Origin of the sequence: Amorphoplanes friuliensis DSM 7358 (assembly GCF_000494755.1) — a bacterium.
Taxonomy (GTDB): Bacteria; Actinomycetota; Actinomycetes; order Mycobacteriales; family Micromonosporaceae; genus Actinoplanes; species Actinoplanes friuliensis.
Genome location: NC_022657.1, coordinates 3579417 through 3600737, shown reverse-complemented (window position 1 = coordinate 3600737; position 21321 = coordinate 3579417). Strand labels below are relative to the sequence as shown.

Sequence of the window (21321 nt, the reverse complement as noted above, 5' to 3'; positions counted from 1 at the left end):
CAAAAAGAAAGCCGCCGTTCCCGGTGGGGACGGCGGCGCCGAGGCGGCTGGTCTGCCGCGTCAGTCGTGCCGTCCTGCCAGGTGGAGCCGATTACGCTCGCGACTGTGCGGTCGCACCTCGACGGAGCCACACAGCTCAGAACCACACAGCTCGGAACCACACAGCGAACCTCGCTGCGAGCTGGTCCACGACTGCGTGTTCATCGGGTGCTCCTTGTCTGATCGGTCTTACTCCGGTAGGTCTTGGCGACAAGGACAACAGTACGGCCGCGCTCAACCCCGGGCAAGGTATTTACCGCGCCTATTTTCGCAGTGACAAAGAATGGCTCAGCCGCGCGTGCGAGTGCGGCGCAACAGCCAGAGGAAATAGGGCGCACCGATCAGGGCGGTCACGAGTCCGGCGGCGATCTGCGCGGGAGCGAAAACCGTCCGGCCGAGGGTGTCGGCCACGCTGACCAGCAGCGCCCCGAGCCCGGCGGAGACGGGCAGCGCCCACCTGTGCCGTGCCCCGACGAGCGCCCGCGCCGCGTGCGGGGCGACGAGCCCGACAAACGCCAGGGCACCGACCGCACACGCGGCGGCTGCGGTCAGGACGGCGGCCAGCGTCAGGTGGAGCAGCCGGGTGCGGTCGAGGGGCACACCGAGGACCCGCGGCACGTCCTCGTCGATCGCGACCAGGTCGAGCGTCCGGGCGCCGGCCACGGCCAGCGGCAGGCCCACCAGCAGCGCGACCGCCACCGGCACCAGTTGGCCGGAGGTACGCCCGTACGTGGATCCGGACAGCCAGGTGAGTGCCAGGTTGGTGTTCCACGGCGAGGCGACGAGCACGATGAGCGTGGTGACGGCGAGGGCTGCCGCGCTGACACCGATACCGATGAGGACGAGCCGGTCGGAGCCGGCGCCCCGCCCCGCCGCGAGCCGGTAGACCAGGGCGAACGTCCCGAGCGCGGCCAGGGTCGCGGCGCCCATGACCGGCCAGACGCCGATCCCGGGGAACAGCAGCACCACGGCCACCGCGCCGACACCGGCGCCGGGTGTGACACCCAGCAGACCGGGCTCGGCGAGGGGGTTGCGGCTCACGCTCTGCACGACCGCACCGGCGAGCGCCAGGGCGGCCCCGCCGAGCAGGGCCGCCAGCACCCGGGGCCAGCGCTGGTCGAGGACAAACGTCACCTCACGGCCGGCGGCGCCCCGCCACCAGTTGGTGACGTCGCCCAGCAGGACCAGGCGGTCGCCGAGCAGCAGCGCGGCGACGAACGCACCGGCGAGCGCGACCACGAGCACCACGGCGACCGCCGTGACCCAGAACCGGGAGCGGACGGTGCCGTGGCTGCCCCGGGCGGGGCCGGAGGCCTGGCCGCCCACCGGGATCCGCCGGGCGAGATGGACGAGCAGGGCCGCACCGGCCAGCGTGGTGACCACACCGGTCGGCACGGAGATCGAGGCGGCCGCGGGCAGCACGAGGCGCAGCAGCACGTCCGCGCCGACGATGATCAGGGCACCGAGCAGGGCGGCGAACGGCAGCACCAGCAGGTGCCGGCCGAGCCCGGGCACGCGGCGGGCGACCAGACGGGCGACGACCGGACCGGCGAGGCCGACAAAGCCGATCGGCCCGGTGATGGTGACCGCGGTCGCCGCGAGCAGGACGGCGAGCACCACGGCGAGCACCCGGGTACGCCGGACGTCGACGCCCAGCACCCGGGCCGGGTCGTCGCCGAGGCCGAGCACGTCGAGGCGGTGCGCCAGCAGCAGTGTGCCCAGGACTCCGACGGCGACCAGTGGTGCGCCCAGGGCGACCTGGCCCAGGCCGGACTGCACGGTCGAGCCGCTCCCCCACGCGAACAACCCCACGGTGTTCTGCTGGAAGAGCATGAGCAGCACGGAGGTCAGTGCGTTGAGGGCCAGCGCGACGGCGGAGCCCGCCAGCACGAGCCGCGCCGGGCCCGCCGCGCCGCCGCGGGCGACGAGCAGCACCAGCCCGGACGCGGCCAGTCCGCCGAGGAAGGCGACCAGCCCGCCGACGACAAACGGCACGGCGATCCCGAACGCGGCGACGGCCACGACGGTGACGTACGCACCGGCGTTGACGGCCAGCGTGTCGGGGCTGGCCAGCGGGTTGCGGGCCACCGACTGCAGCACACCGCCGGAGATGCCGACGGCAACACCGACGAGCAGGGCGGCCAGCAGCCGGGGCAGCCGGCTGGCGACGAGCACGGCCACCGTCTGCGCCCGGCTGTCGTCGGCGGCGGCCCACGGCGTGACCGCGCGGAGCAGTTCCCCGAGACTCAGTGCGGCGGTGCCCTGCGTGAGGTGCACTGCCGAGAGGACCAGCAGCAGCACCAGGGCCGCCCCGAACGCGATCAGCAGACCGCGCTTCGAGGTCCCCGGTACGGTCGCCGGGTCACGGGGCGGTGCGGCGACCGTACCGATGGTGCCGGTCATCGTCAGCCGGTGAACGCGGCGACGACGGCGTCGACGTAGGCACCGGCCGACGGCGGTCCGCCGAACATCCAGATGCCGTCCGGGATGCGGTGGAGGTTCTCCGCCTTGGTGAACGGCAGCTGCTTCCACACGGCGTTGCCGGTGAGCGCCTTGACGAAGGCGGGGCCACCGTCCGCGTCGTTGGCGACGTACAGGAAGGTGGTCTCCGGGTTGGTGATCTTCGTCAGGCCCTCGATGTCGGTCTGCGCGAGGCCGTAGTCCTTGTCACCGCCGGTGGTCCACTGGTTCTCCAGGCCGAGCTCAGCCGCGACACCGCCGAAGAAGGATCCGGGCGTGTACATGCGGACCGAGACGGTGCCAGAGTCGATCCAGCCGTCGGACATCGTGAACGGCGCGTTCTTCTTGCCCGCCTTGGCCAGCGCGTCCTTGCCTGCGGTGATCTTGGCGTCGAAGTCGGCGATCAGCTTCTCGCCCTGGGCCTGCGTACCGGTGGCCTGGGCGAGGGTCTGGACCGTGCGCTTCATGTAGCCGATCGGGTCGGTCCCGTCGGAGCCGCGCAGCGCGATCACGGGGACCTGGCCGGCCAGCGACGCGATGACGTTCTCGGGCAGGTCGGTGGTCGTGACGACCAGATCCGGCTTGAGCGCGACGATCGCGTCGACGCTGGGCTCACCGCGCGTGCCGACGTCGGGTGTCGACGCGTCGATCGGCGCCACGGTGTCGTAGTTGTTGTAACCCTTGACGTCGGCCTGGCCGACCGGCTTCACACCGAGGGCGACGAGACCCTCCGTGAGTCCCCACTCGAGGGACACGACCGCCTTGGCCGGCGCGTCGAGGTGCACCTTGCCGCGCTCGTCGGTGAGGTCGACCGGGCCGGACGACACGCCCGTCGACGGGCCCGCGGTGTCCGCCGGGTTTTCGGTGGTGCCGCAGGCGGCGAGCAGCAGCGCCGACACGGCGGCCGCGGCCACGAGCGTCCGGCGGGGAAGGGTGATGCGCATGGTTTTCCTTCGGGGGGTCGGGCACCGGCCGGTGCCGTGATCAGGCGGGAGACAGACCGCGGAAACGGGTGGTGTGCCGGCCGACCGGCTGGGTGCGGACACGCCCGTCGTCGTCGACGTGGACGTCGATGCGCACGCCGTAGACCTCGGTCAGCACGTCGGCGACGAGCACGTCGGCGGCGCGCCCGGTGGAGCGGATCCGGCCCTGGTGCAGCAGGATCACGTGGTCGGCGACGGCGGCGGCCTGGTCGAGGTCGTGCAGGACCACCCCGACGGCGACGCCGTGCTCGTCGGCCAGATCGCGCACGATGTCGAGGGTCTCGATCTGGTAGCGCACGTCGAGGAACGTGGTGGGCTCGTCGAGCAGCACCACACCGGTGTCCTGCGCGAGGCAGGTGGCGAGCCAGACCCGCTGCAGCTCACCGCCGGACAGCTCGTCGACGGGACGCTCGGCCATGCCGGTCACGCCGGTCAGCCGCATGGCCCGGTCGATGACCGCGGACCCGTCGGCGTCACCGGATCCGAAGCGGCCACGGTACGGGTGCCGCCCGTACGCGACGACCTCCCGGACCCGGACGCCACCGGGAGTGGGGTGCGACTGGGTGAGCAGGGTGACCCGGCGGGCGAAGTCCCTCGGCCGCAGGGCGAGCGCGTCGGTGCCGCCGCCGAGCGTGACCGAACCGGACTGCGGGGTGTGCAGCCGCGCGAGCGACCGCAGCAGCGTCGACTTGCCGGAGCCGTTGGGCCCGACCAGCGCGACAACCTCGCCGGCGCGCAGCGTGATGGCCGCCTCGTGGACCACGGTGCAGCCGTCGTAGGCCAGCGTCAGCCCTTCGCCCGTCAGGTTCATTAGGGCAGGCTAACCTAAGGTCGAAGCCGCTGGTGCGGCGGCCGGTCAGTCCTCGGTGCCGAACGCGGCTCCCAGGCCGGTGAGGTCGACCGGGCGGCGGGCGCTCTCCGGCACGTGTTCCAGCAGCGGGCGCATCGCCTCGAGGGCCGTGAGGATCTGGCGGGCGACACGTTCGACCGGCTGCATGGCGTCGACCGAGACGAGGATGCCGCGTTCGGCGTACCAGGCGACGATCGGGTGGGTGACCTCGTGGTAGAGCGCGAGCCGGCGCCGGATCACGGGTTCGGTGTCATCGGTGCGGTGCTCCAGGGCGGCGCGGGCCAGCAGCCGGCGGATGAGCTCGTCGTCACCGGCCTTGAGGTGCAGCGCCACGTTCGCGGTCATCCCGAGACCCAGGGCGATCTTGTAGAGCGTGCGCGCCTGGGCCATGTTGCGGGGCATGCCGTCGAGGACGTACCCGCCACCGTTCTCCTTGGCCGCCGCGAAGGCGTCCGTCACCATGTCGAGGACGATCTCGTCGGGGACGAGCTCACCGCGGTCGAGATGGTGACGGACGGCCCGGCCCAGCTCGGTCTGCTTGGCCACGTGCTCCCGGAGCAGGTCGCCGGTCGCGATGTGCGCGATGTTGAAGTGCGCGGCGATCACCGCGCCCTGGGTTCCCTTGCCCGCGCCCGGTGGCGCGACCATCAACACCCGCATGAGTCGTCCTCTCCCGGCCGCCGGCACCCGCGCGACGAACGATCAAGGCTGACATCCGGCAGGCCGGTTGTCACGGACCCGCGCACCGGGTCTTTCCGGGCGCGGGTCCGTGACGCTCAGTCGACGGTGAGTTCGGTGCGCAGCTTGGCCAGGGTGGTGCTCAGGATCCGGGAGATGTGCATCTGCGAGACGCCCACCTTCTCGGCGATGACCGACTGCGTCTGGTTGCCCCAGAACCGCATGGCCAGGATCTGCCGCTCGCGGGCGGTGAGCCGGGCCAGCGCCGGGCCGAGGGCCAGCTGGATCTCGACCAGGTCGTAGCCGTGCTCCTCCTCGGCCAGCGTGTCGGCCAGCACGACCGTGGCGTCGGCGGCGACCGGCGTGGACAGCGAGGTCGCCCGGTAGGCCCGGCCACCCTCGAGTCCTTCGAGCACGTCCTCCTCGCTGACACCGAGGTGCTGCGAGATGTCGGCGACGGTGGGCAGCCGGTTGAGCTTGTGGAAGAGCGTCGCGTTGGCCTCGTTGATGGCCAGCCGCATCTCCTGCACCTTGCGGGGCACCCGCATCGACCAGGTGCGGTCGCGGAAGTGACGCCGGAGCTCACCGAGGATGGTGGGAACCGCGAACCCGACGAAGTCGTCACCGCGTTCGGCGTCGAACCGGTCGACCGATTTGATCAGTCCGACCATGGCGACCTGCTGCAGGTCGTCGAGGTTCTCGCCGCGCCCGGCGTAACGACGGCCCAGCCGCTGCGCCATCGGCAGCCAGGCCTCGATGGTCCGGCGGCGCAGGGCGGCCCGGCGAGGATCGTCCGGAGCCATGGCCGCGAGGGCGATGACCATCTCGTTGGCACGCTTGTCGGCGTCGGTGGGCGGGAATTGGCCGGACCTGCGGGGCTGGTGTGTGCGGCAGGCGTCGGCAACCGATGCATTCATGGTGGTTCCTCTCGAACGCAGCGCGCTCCGGAGGACCCCCAGGGCGCGCCACAGCACGAGCGCGAGGAACGGTACTCAGAGTGTCGGGCCGGCACCGTCCTGCGGCGTCGTACTGCACGTCAGGACTCGGCACCTGGCTTGACCGATGACTGGACGCTAGCCGAAAGGATGATGTCGGGCAAGCCGAAAGGACCAAGCATCACCGGACGTTTTCCGCCGGGACGGTCTCCTCCGCCCCGCGGCGGCCGAGGCTCCCGGCGTCTGCCGGTCCTCTATGCTGGCCGTCTGTGGCCGGTACCCCGGAAGGCGCCGGCGAGCCCAGCGTCAAAAAGCGGCGCAGGTCCCGGACAACCCACTCGGTCCGGTGGGGGCATTCCTGCAGTGACCTGCGCACGTCCGCGGCCGACGCCTGCGGTGTGCCCGCTCGAGGGGAATCCGCCGTGACCGACCAGGAGCCGATCGACCCTACCGAGGCCTTCGCCGAGCTCGGCCGGATCAAGCTCACCGAGACCAGCCTCGACGATGTCCTGCAGAAGGTCGCCGAGCTGGCGAAGCGGACCATTCCCGGCGCCGCGGAGGTGTCGGTGACCCTGATCCGGGACAGCGTCCCGCACACCGCGGCGTTCACCGGTGACGTGGCGCTCCAGCTCGACGAGCGGCAGTACGAGCTCGGCACCGGCCCCTGCCTCGACGCGGCGGCGACCACCTCCACGGTCTCCCTGCCCGATCTCGCTCAGGAGGACCGCTGGCCGGACTACCGGAAGCGGGCGCTGGAGGCGGGAGTACACAGTGCCCTGTCGGTCGGACTGCCGGTGGCGCAGCGGGTCACGGGCGCCCTCAACATCTACGGCACCGAGCCGGACGCGTTCGACGAGGACGCGGTCGTGCTGGCGCGGACGTTCTCCGGTTATGCGGCCGTGGCGCTGGCCAACGCCCACCTCTACGACGTCACCGCGACCCTGGCCGAGCAGATGCAGGCTGCAATGGAGAGCCGCGCGGTGATCGAGCAGGCCAAGGGCATCATCATGGGCGAACGGCGGTGCTCTCCCGACGAGGCGTTCCGCATCCTGAGCAAGCTGTCCCAGGACTCCAACCGGAAGCTTCGCGACGTCGCGCAGGCACTGGTGGCCACCGCGGTGCGGGACGGAAACTGACGCTTCCCCGGTCTCACGGCGCCCGGACCCTCGGGTAATATGACAACTCTGCAACTGATGGGCCCATGGTCCGTCAGGGAACCAGCGTCAAGCAGCGGCGCGGGTCCGGAGGACATCGATCCTCCGGGCAGCAATCCGCCCGTTCCGCACATTTGCCCGGCTGTGGCGCTGTGCCCGCTGCGAGGTTTCTGGACGTACATGGCGCAGGATCCCACCGATCCGGGTTCCGTCTTCGCGGAGCTCGGCCGCATCAAACTCTCCGACACCGACCTCGACGGCGTCCTGGACCGCGTCGCCGGTCTGGCCAAGGCCAAGCTGCCGGGGGCCGCCGAGGTCTCGATCACCCTGGTGCCCCGCACCGGCCCGCACACCGCCGCGTTCACCGGCGACACCGCCCTGCAGCTCGACGAGGTGCAGTACCGGAAAGGGACCGGCCCCTGCCTGGACGCCGCCGCCGGCCAGGCCACCGTCTCCGTCCCGGACACCACGGACGACGACCGGTGGGACGGCTGGGCGGCGCACGCCTCGGCGGCCGGGATCGGCAGCAGCCTCTCGGTCGGCCTGCCGATCCTCGACACCATCGACGGTGCGGTGAACATCTACGGGCGGCGCCGGCACGCCTTCGACGACGCCACGATCCGGCTGGCCCGGACGTTCGCGGGTTATGCGGGCACCGCCCTGGCCAACGCCCACCTGTACGACAGCACGGCCAGCCTGGCCCAGCACATGCAGGCCGCCATGGAGAACCGTGCGGTGATCGAGCAGGCCAAGGGCATCATCATGGGCGAACGGCGGTGCACCGCCGACGAGGCGTTCGCGATCCTCACGAGGGCCTCGCAGGACTCCAACCGCAAGGTCCGGGAGGTCGCCGCGGCGCTGGTCGCGGCGACCCAGTCCCCGAACTACCAGCCCCCGGGTGGCGCCTCGAGGTGAACAGCCTTGAGGACGGTCAGCTCGTCGAGCAGCTCCGGGCCGTACCCGAAACCGTCGCCGCTGGCGCGGCGCGGTTGCGCGGCACCGCCCGGAGCTCCACCGAAGACGGCGTTGATCTTGACCGTGCCGGCCGCCAGCTCCCGCCAGGCGCGCTGGGCGTGACTCATCGAGGCCGTCAGCACGGTCGCGGCCAGGCCGTAGCTTGAGTCCGCGGCCCGTTCGAGGGCCACGTCGAACGAGTCCACCGTCACCACCGCCGCGACCGGGCCGAAGGTCTCCTCGCGCACGACCGCCATGTCGTCGGTGCAGCCGGTGAGCACCGTCGGCGGGTAGTGGGCGCCGGGACCCTCCGGCACCGACCCACCGGTCAGGATCCGGGCGCCCGCCCCGGCTGCGGCCTGCACCTGGGCATGCACCGCGTCGCGCAGCCGGGTGTCGACCAGCGGGCCGATCTCACCGGCCCACTTCTCCGCCTCGGTGACCAGCGCCGCCGAGAACGCCTCGGCCTGATCGGCGTGCACGTAGATCCGCTCCACAGAGGTGCAGATCTGGCCGGAGTTCGCAAAAGCTCCCAGAGCGGCCTGCCCCGCCGCCCAGACGGGGTCGACGTCGGCGTCGACGACGAGCGGGTCACTGCCGCCGTTCTCCAGCAGCGCCTTGGCGCCGGTGCGGGCACAGGCCGCCGCGATGGCCCGCCCGGTCGCGGTCGACCCCACGTGGGCGACCACGTCGACCGGGGCGCCGCTGAGTGCCGCACCGGTCTCGCCGTCACCGCTGAGCAGCGAGAGGACCGCGTCCGGGAAGTGGGGTGCGAGCAGCTCGGCCAGCCGGTGACCGGTCGCCGGGGTGCGCTCGCTGGGCTTGTGCACCACGGTGTTCCCGGTGACCAGGGCCGCTCCGATGAGGCCGCACGACACCGCGACGGGATCGTTCCACGGCGTGATCACGGCGACGACACCCCGCGGGCCGTACGCCATCAGGTCGATCGCGTCGTCGTTGCCGGCCAGCGCCTTGCCCCGATGAGTGGGTCCGAGCTCGGCGTACTGGCGCAGGGTGCCGACACCCGCGGCGATCGAGTCGGCCGCTCCCCCGACCGGCTTGCCCATCTCGGCGGACATGATCGCGGCGAGTTCCCCGGTCGCGGCCTCCACGGCGTTCGCGGCCGCGTGCAACGCCGCCGCGCGGGCACCGGGAGACGTCCGCGCCCAGCCGGGCGCCGCGGCCCGGGCGGCGTCGACGGCGGCACCGACCTCGGCCGGTCCGGCGATCGCGCACCGGGTGACCGGGGAGCCGTCGGCCGGGTCGAGCACGGTCAGATGACGGGAGGAATCACCGGTCGTCCAGGCGCCGGCGATCAGATGTCGGGTCTCGTACATGGTCGCCGCATGCCCGGCGGCGAATCCCTCAAACGGTCACCGCACGACTATCAGTGCAGGTCCGGAAGGGAGAAATATTTTCCCGAGAAGTCGATGATCAAGAGAATAGGTGGTAGATCGCCGGGTACGCCGCCCACCCATGCGAGTCCTGGGCATCAACGCGATCTTCCATGACCCGGCCGCCGCCCTGGTCGTCGACGGACGGACGGTGGCCGCCGCGGAGGAGGAACGGTTCAGCCGGCGTAAGCACGGCAAGCGACCCGTTCCCTTCTCCGCCTGGGAACTACCCGAGCTGTCCGCCGCCTGGTGCCTGGAGTCGGCGGGCCTGCGTCCGGACGACCTCGACGCGGTCGTCTACTCCTTCGACCCGGCCCTGAGCCGCGACGCGGCCGAGCTCGGCCTCAACGACCCGTGGGACCACCTGCGCGTCGACTACGCCCGCCGGGCACCACAGTTCCTCGCCGCGGCACTGCCCGGCCTCGACCCCGATCGGGTCCGTTTTGTTCCGCACCACGTCGCCCACGCGGCGTCGGCCGGTCTCGCCCTCGGCGACGACACCGCCGTGCTCGTGCTCGACGGCCGGGGCGAGACCGCAAGTCACCTCGCCGGCGTCTACCGCAGCGGGTCGCTCGACGTCCTGGCCGCCCAGCAGCTCCCCCACTCCCTCGGGCTGCTCTACGAGGACCTCACCCGTCATCTGGGCTTCCAGCACTCCAGCGACGAGTACAAGGTGATGGCGCTCGCGTCGTACGGGACCCCGCGTTTCCTGGGGCTGCTGCGTGAGCTCGTGCACGCGAACGACGACGGTGGCTTCACTGTGGAGCGCATCGACTGGTCCGCCCTGGCCAAGCCCCGGACCGCCGACGCGGAGATGGGCGAGACCCACGCCGACCTCGCCGCCAGCGTCCAGGCCCGCCTCGAAGAAGTGCTGCTGGACCTCGCCCGCTGGACGTACGACGCGGCGGGCGGGCCGTCCACCCTGGCCCTGGCCGGTGGCACCGCGCTGAACTGCGTGGCGAACGCCCGGATCGCGGCCGAGGGACCGTACGACCGGGTGTGGGTGCAGCCGGCGGCGGGCGACTCCGGCACCGCGCTGGGCGCCGCGCTCACGGTCGCCCGCGACGCCGGTCCGCTCGTACCCTTCACCGGCGCCGACCTGGGCCGCGGCTGGAGTGACCAGGAGCTGGAGGAGGAACTGCGCCGGGCCGCGCTGCCCTACACCCGGCCCGCCTCCATCGCCGCCGAGGCCGCGCGGGTCCTGGCCGGCAACGGCATCGTCGCCTGGTACCAGGGCCGCAGCGAGTACGGGCCCCGCGCACTGGGTCACCGGTCGCTGCTGGCCCACCCCGGTGACGCCGACACCACGACGCGGATGAACAACGTGAAGGGCCGGGAGCAGTTCCGCCCGATCGCGCCGATGGTCCGGGCCGAACGGTTCAGCGAGATCTTCGACGGGGTCTATCCCAGCCCCTACATGCTCTTCGTGCACCGGGTGAAGAGCGAGTGGCGGGACCGGATCCCCGCCGTCGTGCACGTCGACGGCACCGCCCGCGTCCAGACGGTGCACACGGAGACCGAACCGCTGGTGGCCGAGCTGCTCGCCGAGTTCGACAAGCTCACCGGTCTGCCCGTGGTCGTCAACACCTCGCTCAACACCGCGGGACGGCCGATGGTCGACACCCCGCGCGAGGCGATGGAGCTCTTCGGGTCGGCGCCCGTCGACCTGCTGGCTCTGGGCCCGTTCGCAGTTCACAGGGCCACCACCTTCGGCGGCGCCCGGTGACCGGACCCGGTGTCTCGATCGTGGTGCCGACGGTGGGGAGGCCCAGTCTGACCGCACTGCTGGAAGCCCTCTCCGCGGGTGCACCCTGTCCACTGCCGACAGAGTTGATCCTGGTCGACGACCGGCCGTCGGCGCGGACACCGCTGTCACTGCCGCCGGGGATCGAGGCACGGATCATCGCGGGGCGGGCCGCCGGTCCCGCCGCCGCCCGCAACCTCGGCTGGCGCGCCGCCCGGCACGCCTGGGTGGCGTTCCTCGACGACGACGTGCTGCCCGGCCCGGACTGGGCGGTCCGCCTGGCCGAGGACCTGACCGGCACCGGCGCCGCCGGTGTCCAGGGCCGTCTGCACGTCCCGCTGCCCGCTGACCGGCGTCCGACCGACTGGGAACGGGTCACCGCCGCCCTCGCCGACGGCGCGTGGATCACGGCGGACATGGCCTACCGGCGTGAGGCGCTCGAGGCGGCCGGCGGCTTCGACGAGCGGCTCCCCCGCGCCTTCCGCGAGGACGCCGAGCTGGCCCACCGGGTCCGGCAGGCGGGCGGGCGCCTGGTCCGCGGGACCAGGACAGTGACCCATCCGGTACGCCCGGAGAGCCGCTGGGTCAGCGTCCGCACCCAGCGGGGCAACGCCGACGACGCCCTGCTGCGCCGCCTCTACGGCCCGTCCTGGCGGGAGCTCCTCGAGATCCCGCCCGGACGCCGGAGCCGGCACGCTGTCATCACGGCGGCCGCGGTGACGGCACTCGGGTGCACGGTCCTGGCCGCCCGCACCGCTCGACCCGGCTGGACGGCCGCGGCCGGGCTGGCCGCTCTGGTCTGGGCCGGCGCGACCGCCGAGTTCGCCGCCGCCCGCATCGCACCCGGTCCGCGTGACCGTCGCGAGGTCTCCACCATGCTCGCCACCAGCGCCGTCATCCCGCCGGTTGCGGTGGCGCACTGGCTGCGCGGCTGGCTGGCCTGGCGCGGCGCCCGCCCGCAGGTGCTCCGGGTGCCGGGCCGTGAGCCGGTGGCCGCCCGGTGACGGCCCTCCACGACGCCGTCCTGTTCGACCGGGACGGCACGCTCATCGCGGACGTCCCCTACAACGGCGATCCGGCCCTGGTCACGCCCATGCCCGGCGCCCGGGCCGCGCTCGACCGCCTGCGTGCCGCCGGGCTGCGCCTCGGGGTGGTCACCAATCAGTCCGGGCTGGCCCGTGGTCTGTTCACGCCGGAGCAGCTCGCCGCCGTCAACGCCCGCGTGGAGGATCTGCTCGGGCCGTTCGACACCTGGCAGGTGTGCCCGCACGACGACACGGCCGGCTGTCGCTGCCGTAAACCCGCCCCCGGGCTGGTCACCGCCGCGGCGGCGGCCCTGGGCACCACACCCGCGCGGTGCGTCGTGGTCGGTGACATCGGCCGGGACATGGCCGCTGCTGCCGCCGCGGGTGCGGCCGGTGTCCTGGTGCCCACTCCTGTCACGCTGCCGGACGAGGTCGCGGCGGCACCCGCAGTCGTCGCCGATCTGACGGCGGCGGCCGACCTGATCCTCGAGCGTCAGGCTCTGGTCACAGCCACGCCCCGGCCCCGGGCCGGCACGGTCCTCGTCGTCCGGTCCGACTCCGCGGGTGACGTGCTGCTGACCGGGCCCGCGATCCGCGCGGTCGCGGCCGGCGCCCGCCGGGTCGTGCTGTTGTGCGGTCCGCGGGGGCGGGCGGCGGCCGAGCTGCTGCCCGGGGTCGACGCCATCATCGAGGAACGTCTGCCCTGGATCGACCCGCAGCCTCAGCCCGTCGACGCCGGCACCCTGCGACGGCTGACCGGCAAACTTGCGGCGGTGCAGGCCGACGAGGCTGTCGTCTTCACCTCGTTCCACCAGTCCGCTCTGCCCCTCGCGCTGCTGCTGCGCGCCGCCGGTACGCCCCGGATCACCGCGATCAGCGAGGACTACCCCGGCTCGCTGCTGGACGTTCGTCACCGCGTACCGGACGGGCTGCCGGAGGCCGAACGGGCCCGCAGCGTCGCCGCCGCAGCGGGTTTCGGGCTGCCGGCCGGCGACGACGGCCGCCTGCGGGTGGCCGTCGAGCCGCAGGAGCGGGGTGGCTACCTGGTGGTGCATCCGGGTGCGTCGGTGACCGCCCGCGCCTGCCCGCCGGAGGTCGTCCGGCGCATCGTCGACGCGCTGACCGCCGCCGGTCATCGGGTGATCGTGACCGCCGGGCCCGGCGAACAGGGCCTCGCCGACCAGGTCGGTGGTGAGCCGGCCGGTCCGACCACCCTGGCCGGGCTGGCCCGCCTCATCGCCGGCGCGGACTGCCTGGTGTCCGCCAACACCGGCCCGGCGCACCTCGCCGCCGCGGTCGGCACACCGGTCGTCAGCCTCTACGCCCCCACCGTCCCGTTCGGGCAGTGGGGTCCCTACCGGGTGCCGCACGTGCGCCTCGGTGACGCCGCGGCACCCTGCCGGAACACCCGGGCCACGATCTGCCCGGTGCCCGGGCACCCGTGCCTGAGCGGCGTCGCCCCGAGTGACGTGGTTGCCGCGGTGCGCCTGCTCGGCGTGCCCGCACCTGCCTTATCCGAGGAGATCGCCGCGTGAACATCCTGCTGTGGCACGTGCACGGCTCCTGGACGACCTCGTTCGTCCAGGGCAAACACCGCTATCTGGTCCCGGTCAACGCCGAACGCGACGCCTGGGGGCGTGGACGGGCCCGGACCTTCGACTGGCCCGACACCGTCGAGGAGGTCGACCTGGCCGAGGTGACGGACGTCGACGTGGTGATCCTGCAGCGGCCCGAGGAGGTCGAGCGGGTCGCCGGCATCCGCGCGCCGAAGATCTACGTGGAGCACAACACCCCCAAGGGCGACGTCCCGGAGACGCGGCACCCGCTGGCCGACCGCGACGACCTGATCATCGCGCACGTCACGCACTTCAACGAGCTGTTCTGGGACACCGGGGCGACCCGCACCACCGTCATCGAGCACGGCATCGTCGAGCCGGCCGTGCGGTGGACCGGCGACCTGGACCGGCTCGCCGTCGTCACCAACGAGCCCGTACGCCGGGGCCGCGTCACCGGCACCGACCTGTTCCCCCGCTTCGCCGCCGTCGCACCCCTGGACGTCTTCGGCATGGGCGTGGCCGGCCTGACCGGGGACGGCATCACCGCCTTCGACGATCCACCCCAGGCCGAGATGCACGCGGCCGTCGCCCGGCGGCGTGCCTACCTGCACCTCTGCCGCTGGACCTCCCTCGGCCTGAGCCTGATCGAGGCCATGCAGATGGGCATGCCCGTGCTCGCCCTGGCCACCACCGAGGCGGTCGCGGCCGTCCCGGACGACGCCGGTGTGCTCGCCACCCGGGTCGACACGCTCGTCGAGGCCGCCCGGTGGCTGATCGAGGAACCCGAAGCAGCCCGCCGCTTCGGTGACCGGGCCCGCCAGGTCTCCCTGATCCGGTACGGCCTCGACCGGTTCCTCGCGGACTGGGACCGCCTACTGCTGGAGGAAACGTGCGCATAGCGATGATCTCCGAACACGCCAGCCCGCTGGCCGCCCTGGGCGGCACCGACGCGGGCGGCCAGAACGCCCACGTCGCCGAACTGTGCGCCACCCTCGCGGACCAGGGTCACGAGGTGCAGGTCTACACCCGCCGCGACGATCCCCGCACCCCGGAACGTGTGGAGGCGGACGGGTACACGGTCGTCCACGTGCCGGCCGGGCCCGCGACGGTGCTCCCCAAGGACGAGTTGCTGCCGCACATGGGCACGTTCGGGGCCTGGCTCGCCGCCGACTGGGACGACAACGGCCCGCCGGACGTGGCTCACGCGCACTTCTGGATGAGCGGGCTGGCCGCCGTCACCGCCACCCGTGACACCCCGGTGCCGGTGGTGCAGACGTTCCACGCCCTCGGCTCCGTGAAACGAAGGCACCAGGGCAGCGCCGACACGAGCCCGCCGCGGCGGATCGCGTACGAGCGGCAGCTGGGCCGCATCGTCGACCGGATCGTGGTGCAGTGCCAGGACGAGATCCAGGAGCTGCTGCTGCTCGGTGTCCCCCGTTCCCGGATGACGCTGATCCCCTCGGGGGTGAACACCAGCCGTTTCCGTCCCGACGGGCCGGCCGAGACGCGTACCGCCCGTCGGCGGATCCTCAGCGTGGGCCGGCTCGTGGAGCGCAAGGGCTTCGCCGATCTGATCCGGGCGATGCGGTTCGTCGGGGACGCCGAGCTGGTGATCGTCGGTGGTGACCCCGGCGAGCCGTACGCCCGGGACCTGCGCGCCCTCGCAGCCGACTGCGGTGTCGGCGACCGGGTCCGGCTGGTCCCCGCGGTCCCGGCACAGGAGATGCCCCGGTGGTACAGGTCCGCCGACGTGCTCGCCGCCACCCCCTGGTACGAGCCGTTCGGCCTGACGCCGCTGGAGGCGATGGCGTGCGGGATACCGGTCGTGGCCACCGCCGTGGGCGGGCTCACCGACACCGTCGTCGACGGCATCACCGGCGATCTGGTGCCCAGCCACGATCCGCGGGCCCTGGGCCTGACCCTGCGGCGGCTGCTCGCCGACGACCTGCGGCGGCAGGGTTACGCGGCCGCCGCCGCCGACCGGGCGGGCCACTCGTACTCGTGGCGGCGAGTCGCCACTCAGCTCACCGCGCTCTACACCGATGTCGCCGGTCTCCCCGTGGCCGGCGAACCGACCCGTGAGGCTGTTTCATGACCGATACGTTCTCTCCGCTGGACAGTCATCTGGACGCGCTGGCGTCGGCCCTGGACCCGTACCGTGCCACCGCCCGGCAGCTCGCCCGCTGGGGTCGCGAGCTGGCCTGGCATCTCGGCCGGGGCGGACGGCTGCTCGTCGCCGGCAACGGCGGCAGCGCGGCCGAGGCCCAGCATCTGGCGGCCGAGCTGGTCGGGCGTCTGCGCGACGAGCGCATCCCGCTCTCCGCGATCGCTCTCACCCCGGATTCCTCCGCGGTCACGGCCATTGCCAACGACTACGGCTTCGAGGAGGTCTTCGCCCGCCAGGTCCGCGCGCACGGCCGCCGCGGCGACATCCTGCTCGTGCTCTCCACCAGCGGCCGCAGCCCGAACCTGGTCGCCGCGGTGAAGGCCGCCCGGGAGACCGGCGTACGGACCTGGGCGATGGTCGGCGCCGGGCACAGCCCCCTGGCCGCCGTCTCCGAGGAGGCGCTGTGCTGCCCGTCGGACGACAGCCAGGTGGTGCAGGAGCTCCACCTGGTCTCGGTGCACGTCCTCTGCGAGTACGTCGACCGGGAGCTGCCGGCCGTCCTGGGAAAAGTTCCGGAGTCCCTGGAGGTGCTGACGTGAGCCGCAAACTGCTGGTCGTGGTCGGCGACACGCTGCTGGACCGCGACGTCGACGGCCACGTGCGCCGGGTCGCCCCGGACGCACCCGCACCGGTGCTCGACGAGGACAGCCGCCACGACCGGGCGGGCGGCGCCGGTCTGGCCGCGGTGCTCGCCGCCGCCGGTGGTGAGCACGACGTCGCCCTGATCACCGCCCTGGCCGGGGACGCGGGTGGCGCGCGGCTCAGCGAGCTGCTCACCGCGGCCGGCATCGAGGTCTACGCCCTGGACCTGCCCGGCGCCACCCCGGAGAAGGTACGGCTGCGCGCCGGCGGCCAGGTCCTGTTGCGACTCGACCGTGGCGGCGCACCGTCCCCACCGTCCGGTGACCTGCCGCAGGCCGCCCGCGACGTGCTGGCCCGCGCCTCGGCCATCCTGGTCAGCGATTACGGCCGTGGCGTCGCCCGGCACCCGCAACTGCGGGCCGCGCTGGAACAGGCGTCCGCACCCGTGGTCTGGGACCCGCACCCGAACGGGCCGGCGCCGGTCCCGGGTGTCCGGCTCGTCACCCCGAACGAGGCCGAGGTGCGCAAGCTCGCCGACGACGCCGGTGAGGGCTCGGCGCTGAGCACCGCCCAGCGGGCCGGCCACCTGCTGCGTACGCGGTGGCGGGCCGGTGCTGTGGCGGTCACCTGCGGCTCGCGCGGTGCGGTGCTGTGTCATGCCGGACCGACCCCGCTGGTGGTGCCGGCCCCGTCCACCGCCGACGGCGACACCTGCGGCGCGGGCGACCGTTTTGCTGCCGGTGCTGCACTCGCGCTGGCGGACGGCGCCCTGGTGTCCGAGGCGGTTCAGCAAGCGGTTGCCGGTGCCACCGCCTTCGTGGCCGCGGGTGGCCTGGCCGCGGCGGCGAGGTCCGGGCCCGAGCCGGCCCCGGGTGGTCTCGGCCGCCCGGTCGACGAGGTGCTCGCCGAGGTACGGGCGCGCAACGGCATCGTGGTCGCCACCGGCGGCTGCTTCGACCTGCTGCACGTCGGCCACCTCGCCACGCTCCGCGCCGCCCGCAGCCTCGGCGACTGCCTGATCGTCTGCCTCAACTCCGACGACTCGGTGCGCAGGCTCAAAGGCCCCGACCGGCCCCTGAACGCCGAACGGGACCGCAGCCGGATCCTCGAGGCACTCGACTGCGTCGACGCCGTCGTGGTGTTCGACGAGCCGACCCCGGAAGCCGTGCTCACCTGGCTGCGCCCCGACGTCTGGGTCAAGGGCGGCGACTACGCCGACGGCGGTCCCGGCCTGCCCGAGGCGGAGATCGTGCACCGCTGGGGCGGCCAGACCGTGATCGTGCCGTACCTGGACGGCCGTTCCACCACCAGGACGATCGCCGCCGCGCGCGGCAGGACGGAAGGAAAAGTATGAACGTGCTCGTCACCGGAGGATCGAGCGGTCTGGGTGCCGCCGTCGTCGACGCCGTCGCGAAGGCCGGCGGAACCCCGTACGTCATCGACCGGCAGGCCCCCGCGGACGGCGTCGACTGGGTCGAGTGCGATCTGGCCGACACCCGGGCCGCCGAGGCTGCCACGCGTACCGTGATCGAGCGGGCCGGAAGCCTGGACGGCGTGGTCACCGCGGCCGGGATGGACGTGCCCGGCGCGCTCGCCGACATCCCCGCCGAGACGTGGGAACGGATCGTCACCATCGACCTGTTCGCGACCGCGGCCGTGATCCGGGCCGCGCTGCCCGCGCTGGTCGAGTCGCACGGCACCGCCGTCACCGTCGCCTCGACGCTGGGTGTCAAGGCGGTCGGTGACGCCACCGCCTACTGCGCCGCGAAGTTCGGCGTGGTGGGCTTCACGCGCTCGCTGGCCGCGGAACTCGCCGGGAAGGTCGGCGTGACGCTGATCGTGCCGGGCGGCATGCGGACGAAGTTCTTCGACGACCGCGACGAGCAGTACAAGCCCGGACCGGACGCCATCCTCAACGACCCCGCCAACGTCGCCGCGGCCATCATGTTCGCGCTCAACCAGCCCGCCGGCTGCGCTGTCCGTGAGCTGGTCGTCGCGGCCGAGACGGAGACCTCGTACCCGTGATCCTGGTCCTGCGTGCCCTCGGGGTCGGCGACCTGGCCACCGCGGTCCCGGCCCTGCGGGCGGTCCAGCGGGCGGCGCGGCCGGGCGAACGTGTCGCCCTGGCCGCGCCGGCCTGGCTCTCCCCGCTGGTCGAGCTGGTCGGCGGTCTCGACCTCGTGCCCACCGCCGGTCTCACCGGCGTGACCTGGGACCTCCCGGCTCCCCGGCTCGCGGTCAACCTCCACGGCTGCGGCCCCGAGTCGCACCGGTTGCTGGCGTCCGCGCACCCCGGCGTGCTGTGGGCCTTCGCGAACGCCGGGGCCGGCCACCCCGGCGGCCCGGCCTGGTCGGAGGAGGACCACGAGGTGCACCGGTGGTGCCGGCTGACCGGGCACTACGGCGCCCCTGCCGACCCGGCGGACCTGGCGCTCACCGTGCCGTCGCCGGTGGCCGCGACCGGGCTGACCATCGTTCACCCCGGCGCGAAGTCACCCACCCGTCGCTGGCCGGCCCGCCGGTACGCCGAAGTGGCACGAAGTCTCGTCGCCCGCGGTCACGACGTGGTCGTCACCGGCTCGGACGACGAAGCCGCGGCCGCCACGTGGATCGCCGGGGAAGCCGGGCTGGCACCCGGTGCTGTGCTCGCCGGACGCACGGGTGTCGGCGAGCTGGCCGCGCTCGTCGCCCACGCCCGCCTCGTGATCAGCGGCGACACCGGCATCGCCCACCTGGCTTCCGCGTACGCGACACCGTCGGTCGTCCTGTTCGGGCCGATGTCGCCGGGCCGGTGGGGGCCGCCGCCGCGTGCGTACCATCGGGCGATCTGGCACGGCACCCGGGCCGAGCCGGGCGACGCGCCCGGACCGGATCCCCACCCGGCCCTGCTCCGGATCACGGCCCGCGAGGTGCTGGAGGCAGCGGACGCCGCGGTCAGCCTTCGCTGTCCATGAGGAGCCGCGCCGAGGCGGCGAACAGCGTGTCGCCGCTCGCCTCGGCCAGCGTGCACAACGTCCGGTAGGCCACGTCGGCGCCGCACCGGTCGATCCCCATGATCGTGCCGAGCCCCCGCTGGATCACCGCCCGCACCTCCAGCGCGGCCGTCAGACCGGCGACCAGTTCGGTCCCGCCCTCCCCGATCGTGTCGAGGGCGTTCACGGGCGGATCGCTGTCGTAGGCCGACCACACGGACGTCGTCAAGGCCGCCATGGCATCGGGGTCGTGGCTGTAGAGGTTCAGTGCGGCGACGGTCCGGCCGGACCCGGCCACCAGCGGGATCGACAGCGACGAGGCCAGTCCCATGCCGACCGCGGCGTCGCGGAACCCCGGCCAGGTGATCGTCGTGGCGATGTCCGGCACCGCCGCGGGATAACCGCCGTCCAGGGCCTCGAGGCAGGGACCGGCATCGTCGGCGTACTGGGCGGCGTCGACGGCCAGCGCGACGTCACTGCTGGTCGCGACCGTGGCATAGGCACCGCCGCGCCGGCTGGTGACCGAGGCGTAGTCGACGGCCTTGACCCGGCTCGCCACGAGCTGCGCGATAACGATGAGATCGATCTCGACCGACGCCGCACTGTCCGGCATGCCGGCCAGCCCGACCAGCCGGTCGTGCAACGGCCCGGGGGAATCCTGGGCTCCAGGTGGCAAGATCGCCACGTCCCCTCCTCGAGACAACGGAGATAGACGGGCACCTGGCTTGACCCGGACCCAAGTTTAACCGGTTGCTCTCCGGCGCTGCGGCACGGTGGTGGAGCCGCGGACGACGAGCTCGGGGCGGAACGGTGGCAGGTCGGCGGGCGAGCCGTCCAGCAGTCCGGTGAGCTGACTGACCGCACCCTCCACGATGGCGTCCTCGTCCCAGGCCAGCGTGGTCAGGCCCGGGTCGACCAGCACTGCGAGCTGGTGATCGTCGTACCCGATGACCGACAGGTCCGCCGGGATCCGCAGGCCGGCCTCGCGGGCGGCCCGGTAGACCGCGAACGCCAGCGAGTCGCTGAGGCAGAACACCGCGGTCGGCCGGTCCCCGACCGCCAGCAGCTCGGCGGCCACCGCCACGGCGTCGGTCGTCGCCGCGGGCGCGTCGATCACGATCAGGTCGATGCCCAGGTCGGTGGCGATGCGGCCGGCGAGGACCCGGGCGGGGCGGCCGGGGTGGAGGGCAGCGACGGGGCGAGCAGTCCCACCCGCCGGTGGCCGAGCCCGGCCAGGTGCGTCAGGGCCGTCTCGACGCCGTGCTGGTTGTCGAAGACGACACTGCCCGAGCCGGGCCGGCCGGTCAGGGCGTCGCCGATGGAGACCACGGCGACCTCCGGGCCGAGCAGCCGCCAGTACCCGGCCGACGGGTCGACCGGTGACACCAGGGCGCCGTCGACACGCTGGGCGGCGAACTGCTCGACGATCAGGCGTTCCTGCTCGGGGTCGGCATCGGCGTCGGCGATCGTCGCGTACTTCCCCCGCCGGCGCAGGGCACGGGTCAGCAGCACGGAGAGGTCCTGCTGCCACAGGTCCCGGAGCGAGCCACTGACACCGACCGAGCCCGTACGCCCGCTGGCCAGCGCGCGGGCGATGGGGTCGACGGTGTAGCCGAGCTCCTCGGCCAGGGCCCGGACCCGCTCGATGGTGGCCGGGGATCCCCGCACGCCGCGCAGGGCGTAGGAGGTGGCTGCCAGCGACAGTCCCGCGGTGGTCGCCAGGTCCTGCAGGGTCCGCCGCGGTTGGGGCATCGCCCGAGGGTAACACCCGTTCCGGTGACTGGGATCACCTTTCCACCGACGGGAGGGAAGCGCTTCACTTCTCGGT

Annotated in this window: 20 protein-coding genes; 11 read left to right on the top strand and 9 right to left on the bottom strand. The window is 73.2% G+C overall.

Going from position 1 to position 21321, the window contains the following annotated elements; all coding sequences use genetic code 11:
* Window positions 1-327: 327 nt before the first annotated feature.
* The 5 genes from AFR_RS16730 to AFR_RS16710 all read right to left on the bottom strand — a co-directional run bounded on the left by AFR_RS16730 (window position 328) and on the right by AFR_RS16710 (window position 5927).
* Window positions 328-2442 (bottom strand): iron ABC transporter permease, encoded by a 2115-nt coding sequence (locus tag AFR_RS16730; protein ID WP_023361692.1) that lies wholly within the window; start codon window positions 2440-2442, stop codon window positions 328-330.
* Between the two features lie 2 nt (window positions 2443-2444).
* Window positions 2445-3443 carry an ABC transporter substrate-binding protein gene (locus AFR_RS16725; protein ID WP_023361690.1) on the bottom strand — a complete coding sequence of 333 codons (999 nt, stop codon included), beginning with the start codon at window positions 3441-3443 and terminating at the stop codon, window positions 2445-2447.
* A 40-nt stretch (window positions 3444-3483) separates the two neighbouring features.
* On the bottom strand, window positions 3484-4293 hold the full coding sequence (locus AFR_RS16720; protein ID WP_023361688.1) for an ABC transporter ATP-binding protein: 810 nt from the start codon (window positions 4291-4293) through the stop codon (window positions 3484-3486).
* A gap of 45 nt (window positions 4294-4338) precedes the next feature.
* The gene (locus AFR_RS16715) at window positions 4339-4992 is read right to left on the bottom strand and encodes an adenylate kinase (protein WP_023361686.1); all 654 of its coding nucleotides are present in this window, start codon (window positions 4990-4992) and stop codon (window positions 4339-4341) included.
* Window positions 4993-5108: 116 nt separating this feature from the next.
* The gene (locus AFR_RS16710; protein ID WP_023361684.1) at window positions 5109-5927 is read right to left on the bottom strand and encodes a SigB/SigF/SigG family RNA polymerase sigma factor; all 819 of its coding nucleotides are present in this window, start codon (window positions 5925-5927) and stop codon (window positions 5109-5111) included.
* 440 nt (window positions 5928-6367) lie between these two features.
* Between AFR_RS16710 and AFR_RS16705 the strand changes: the two genes are divergently transcribed.
* Complete coding sequence (locus AFR_RS16705; RefSeq protein WP_023361682.1) at window positions 6368-7081, top strand: GAF and ANTAR domain-containing protein; 714 nt, start codon at window positions 6368-6370, stop codon at window positions 7079-7081.
* Between the two features lie 198 nt (window positions 7082-7279).
* The gene (locus tag AFR_RS16700; protein WP_023361680.1) at window positions 7280-8014 is read left to right on the top strand and encodes a GAF and ANTAR domain-containing protein; all 735 of its coding nucleotides are present in this window, start codon (window positions 7280-7282) and stop codon (window positions 8012-8014) included.
* Here AFR_RS16700 and AFR_RS16695 read toward each other — a convergent pair.
* Window positions 7984-9390 carry an aldehyde dehydrogenase family protein gene (locus tag AFR_RS16695; protein ID WP_023361678.1) on the bottom strand — a complete coding sequence of 469 codons (1407 nt, stop codon included), beginning with the start codon at window positions 9388-9390 and terminating at the stop codon, window positions 7984-7986. The two genes, AFR_RS16700 and AFR_RS16695, sit on opposite strands and share 31 nt — an antisense overlap.
* Before the next feature lie 139 nt (window positions 9391-9529).
* On the opposite strand from AFR_RS16695, the gene AFR_RS16690 reads away from it, so the two are divergent.
* The 9 genes from AFR_RS16690 to AFR_RS16650 are packed head-to-tail and all read left to right on the top strand — an operon-like array spanning window position 9530 to window position 19475.
* On the top strand, window positions 9530-11173 hold the full coding sequence (locus AFR_RS16690) for a carbamoyltransferase family protein (RefSeq protein ID WP_023361676.1): 1644 nt from the start codon (window positions 9530-9532) through the stop codon (window positions 11171-11173).
* Window positions 11174-11205: 32 nt separating this feature from the next.
* The gene (locus tag AFR_RS16685) at window positions 11206-12195 is read left to right on the top strand and encodes a glycosyltransferase family 2 protein (RefSeq protein ID WP_238547292.1); all 990 of its coding nucleotides are present in this window, start codon (window positions 11206-11208) and stop codon (window positions 12193-12195) included.
* A complete protein-coding gene (locus AFR_RS16680; protein ID WP_023361674.1) occupies window positions 12192-13751 on the top strand; it encodes an HAD-IIIA family hydrolase in 1560 nt (519 codons plus the stop codon). The genes AFR_RS16685 and AFR_RS16680 overlap by 4 nt, the downstream gene beginning before the upstream one ends.
* A complete protein-coding gene (locus AFR_RS16675) occupies window positions 13748-14671 on the top strand; it encodes a glycosyltransferase (RefSeq protein WP_023361673.1) in 924 nt (307 codons plus the stop codon). Before AFR_RS16680 ends, AFR_RS16675 begins: the two co-directional genes overlap by 4 nt.
* Window positions 14662-15867, top strand: a complete 1206-nt coding sequence (locus AFR_RS16670) for a glycosyltransferase (protein ID WP_041840920.1) — start codon at window positions 14662-14664, stop codon at window positions 15865-15867. Before AFR_RS16675 ends, AFR_RS16670 begins: the two co-directional genes overlap by 10 nt.
* Window positions 15864-16478, top strand: a complete 615-nt coding sequence (locus tag AFR_RS47860; protein ID WP_023361671.1) for a D-sedoheptulose-7-phosphate isomerase — start codon at window positions 15864-15866, stop codon at window positions 16476-16478. The genes AFR_RS16670 and AFR_RS47860 overlap by 4 nt, the downstream gene beginning before the upstream one ends.
* A complete protein-coding gene (locus AFR_RS16660; protein ID WP_023361670.1) occupies window positions 16475-17875 on the top strand; it encodes a PfkB family carbohydrate kinase in 1401 nt (466 codons plus the stop codon). The genes AFR_RS47860 and AFR_RS16660 overlap by 4 nt, the downstream gene beginning before the upstream one ends.
* On the top strand, window positions 17872-18546 hold the full coding sequence (locus tag AFR_RS16655; protein WP_023361669.1) for an SDR family oxidoreductase: 675 nt from the start codon (window positions 17872-17874) through the stop codon (window positions 18544-18546). Before AFR_RS16660 ends, AFR_RS16655 begins: the two co-directional genes overlap by 4 nt.
* The gene (locus AFR_RS16650) at window positions 18543-19475 is read left to right on the top strand and encodes a glycosyltransferase family 9 protein (RefSeq protein ID WP_023361668.1); all 933 of its coding nucleotides are present in this window, start codon (window positions 18543-18545) and stop codon (window positions 19473-19475) included. The genes AFR_RS16655 and AFR_RS16650 overlap by 4 nt, the downstream gene beginning before the upstream one ends.
* Here the strand turns inward: AFR_RS16650 and AFR_RS16645 are convergent.
* The 3 genes from AFR_RS16645 to AFR_RS47850 are packed head-to-tail and all read right to left on the bottom strand — an operon-like array spanning window position 19456 to window position 21245.
* Window positions 19456-20178: a GAF and ANTAR domain-containing protein gene (locus tag AFR_RS16645; RefSeq protein WP_148307982.1), complete on the bottom strand. Its 723-nt coding sequence runs from the start codon at window positions 20176-20178 to the stop codon at window positions 19456-19458. The two genes, AFR_RS16650 and AFR_RS16645, sit on opposite strands and share 20 nt — an antisense overlap.
* A 57-nt stretch (window positions 20179-20235) precedes the next feature.
* Window positions 20236-20610: a substrate-binding domain-containing protein gene (locus tag AFR_RS47855; RefSeq protein WP_238547291.1), complete on the bottom strand. Its 375-nt coding sequence runs from the start codon at window positions 20608-20610 to the stop codon at window positions 20236-20238.
* A 2-nt stretch (window positions 20611-20612) separates the two neighbouring features.
* On the bottom strand, window positions 20613-21245 hold the full coding sequence (locus tag AFR_RS47850; protein WP_238547290.1) for a LacI family DNA-binding transcriptional regulator: 633 nt from the start codon (window positions 21243-21245) through the stop codon (window positions 20613-20615).
* Between the last annotated feature and the right edge of the window lie 76 nt (window positions 21246-21321).

Coding starts and splice junctions, on each gene's coding strand:
- AFR_RS16720 (WP_023361688.1), bottom strand. CDS start 4,293: ATGAACCTGACGGGCGAAGGGCTGACGCTGGCCTACGACGGCTGCACC.
- AFR_RS47860 (WP_023361671.1), top strand. CDS start 15,864: ATGACCGATACGTTCTCTCCGCTGGACAGTCATCTGGACGCGCTGGCG.
- AFR_RS16695 (WP_023361678.1), bottom strand. CDS start 9,390: ATGTACGAGACCCGACATCTGATCGCCGGCGCCTGGACGACCGGTGAT.
- AFR_RS16710 (WP_023361684.1), bottom strand. CDS start 5,927: ATGAATGCATCGGTTGCCGACGCCTGCCGCACACACCAGCCCCGCAGG.
- AFR_RS16730 (WP_023361692.1), bottom strand. CDS start 2,442: ATGACCGGCACCATCGGTACGGTCGCCGCACCGCCCCGTGACCCGGCG.
- AFR_RS16725 (WP_023361690.1), bottom strand. CDS start 3,443: ATGCGCATCACCCTTCCCCGCCGGACGCTCGTGGCCGCGGCCGCCGTG.
- AFR_RS47850 (WP_238547290.1), bottom strand. CDS start 21,245: ATGCCCCAACCGCGGCGGACCCTGCAGGACCTGGCGACCACCGCGGGA.
- AFR_RS16655 (WP_023361669.1), top strand. CDS start 17,872: ATGAACGTGCTCGTCACCGGAGGATCGAGCGGTCTGGGTGCCGCCGTC.
- AFR_RS16700 (WP_023361680.1), top strand. CDS start 7,280: ATGGCGCAGGATCCCACCGATCCGGGTTCCGTCTTCGCGGAGCTCGGC.
- AFR_RS16715 (WP_023361686.1), bottom strand. CDS start 4,992: ATGCGGGTGTTGATGGTCGCGCCACCGGGCGCGGGCAAGGGAACCCAG.
- AFR_RS16690 (WP_023361676.1), top strand. CDS start 9,530: ATGCGAGTCCTGGGCATCAACGCGATCTTCCATGACCCGGCCGCCGCC.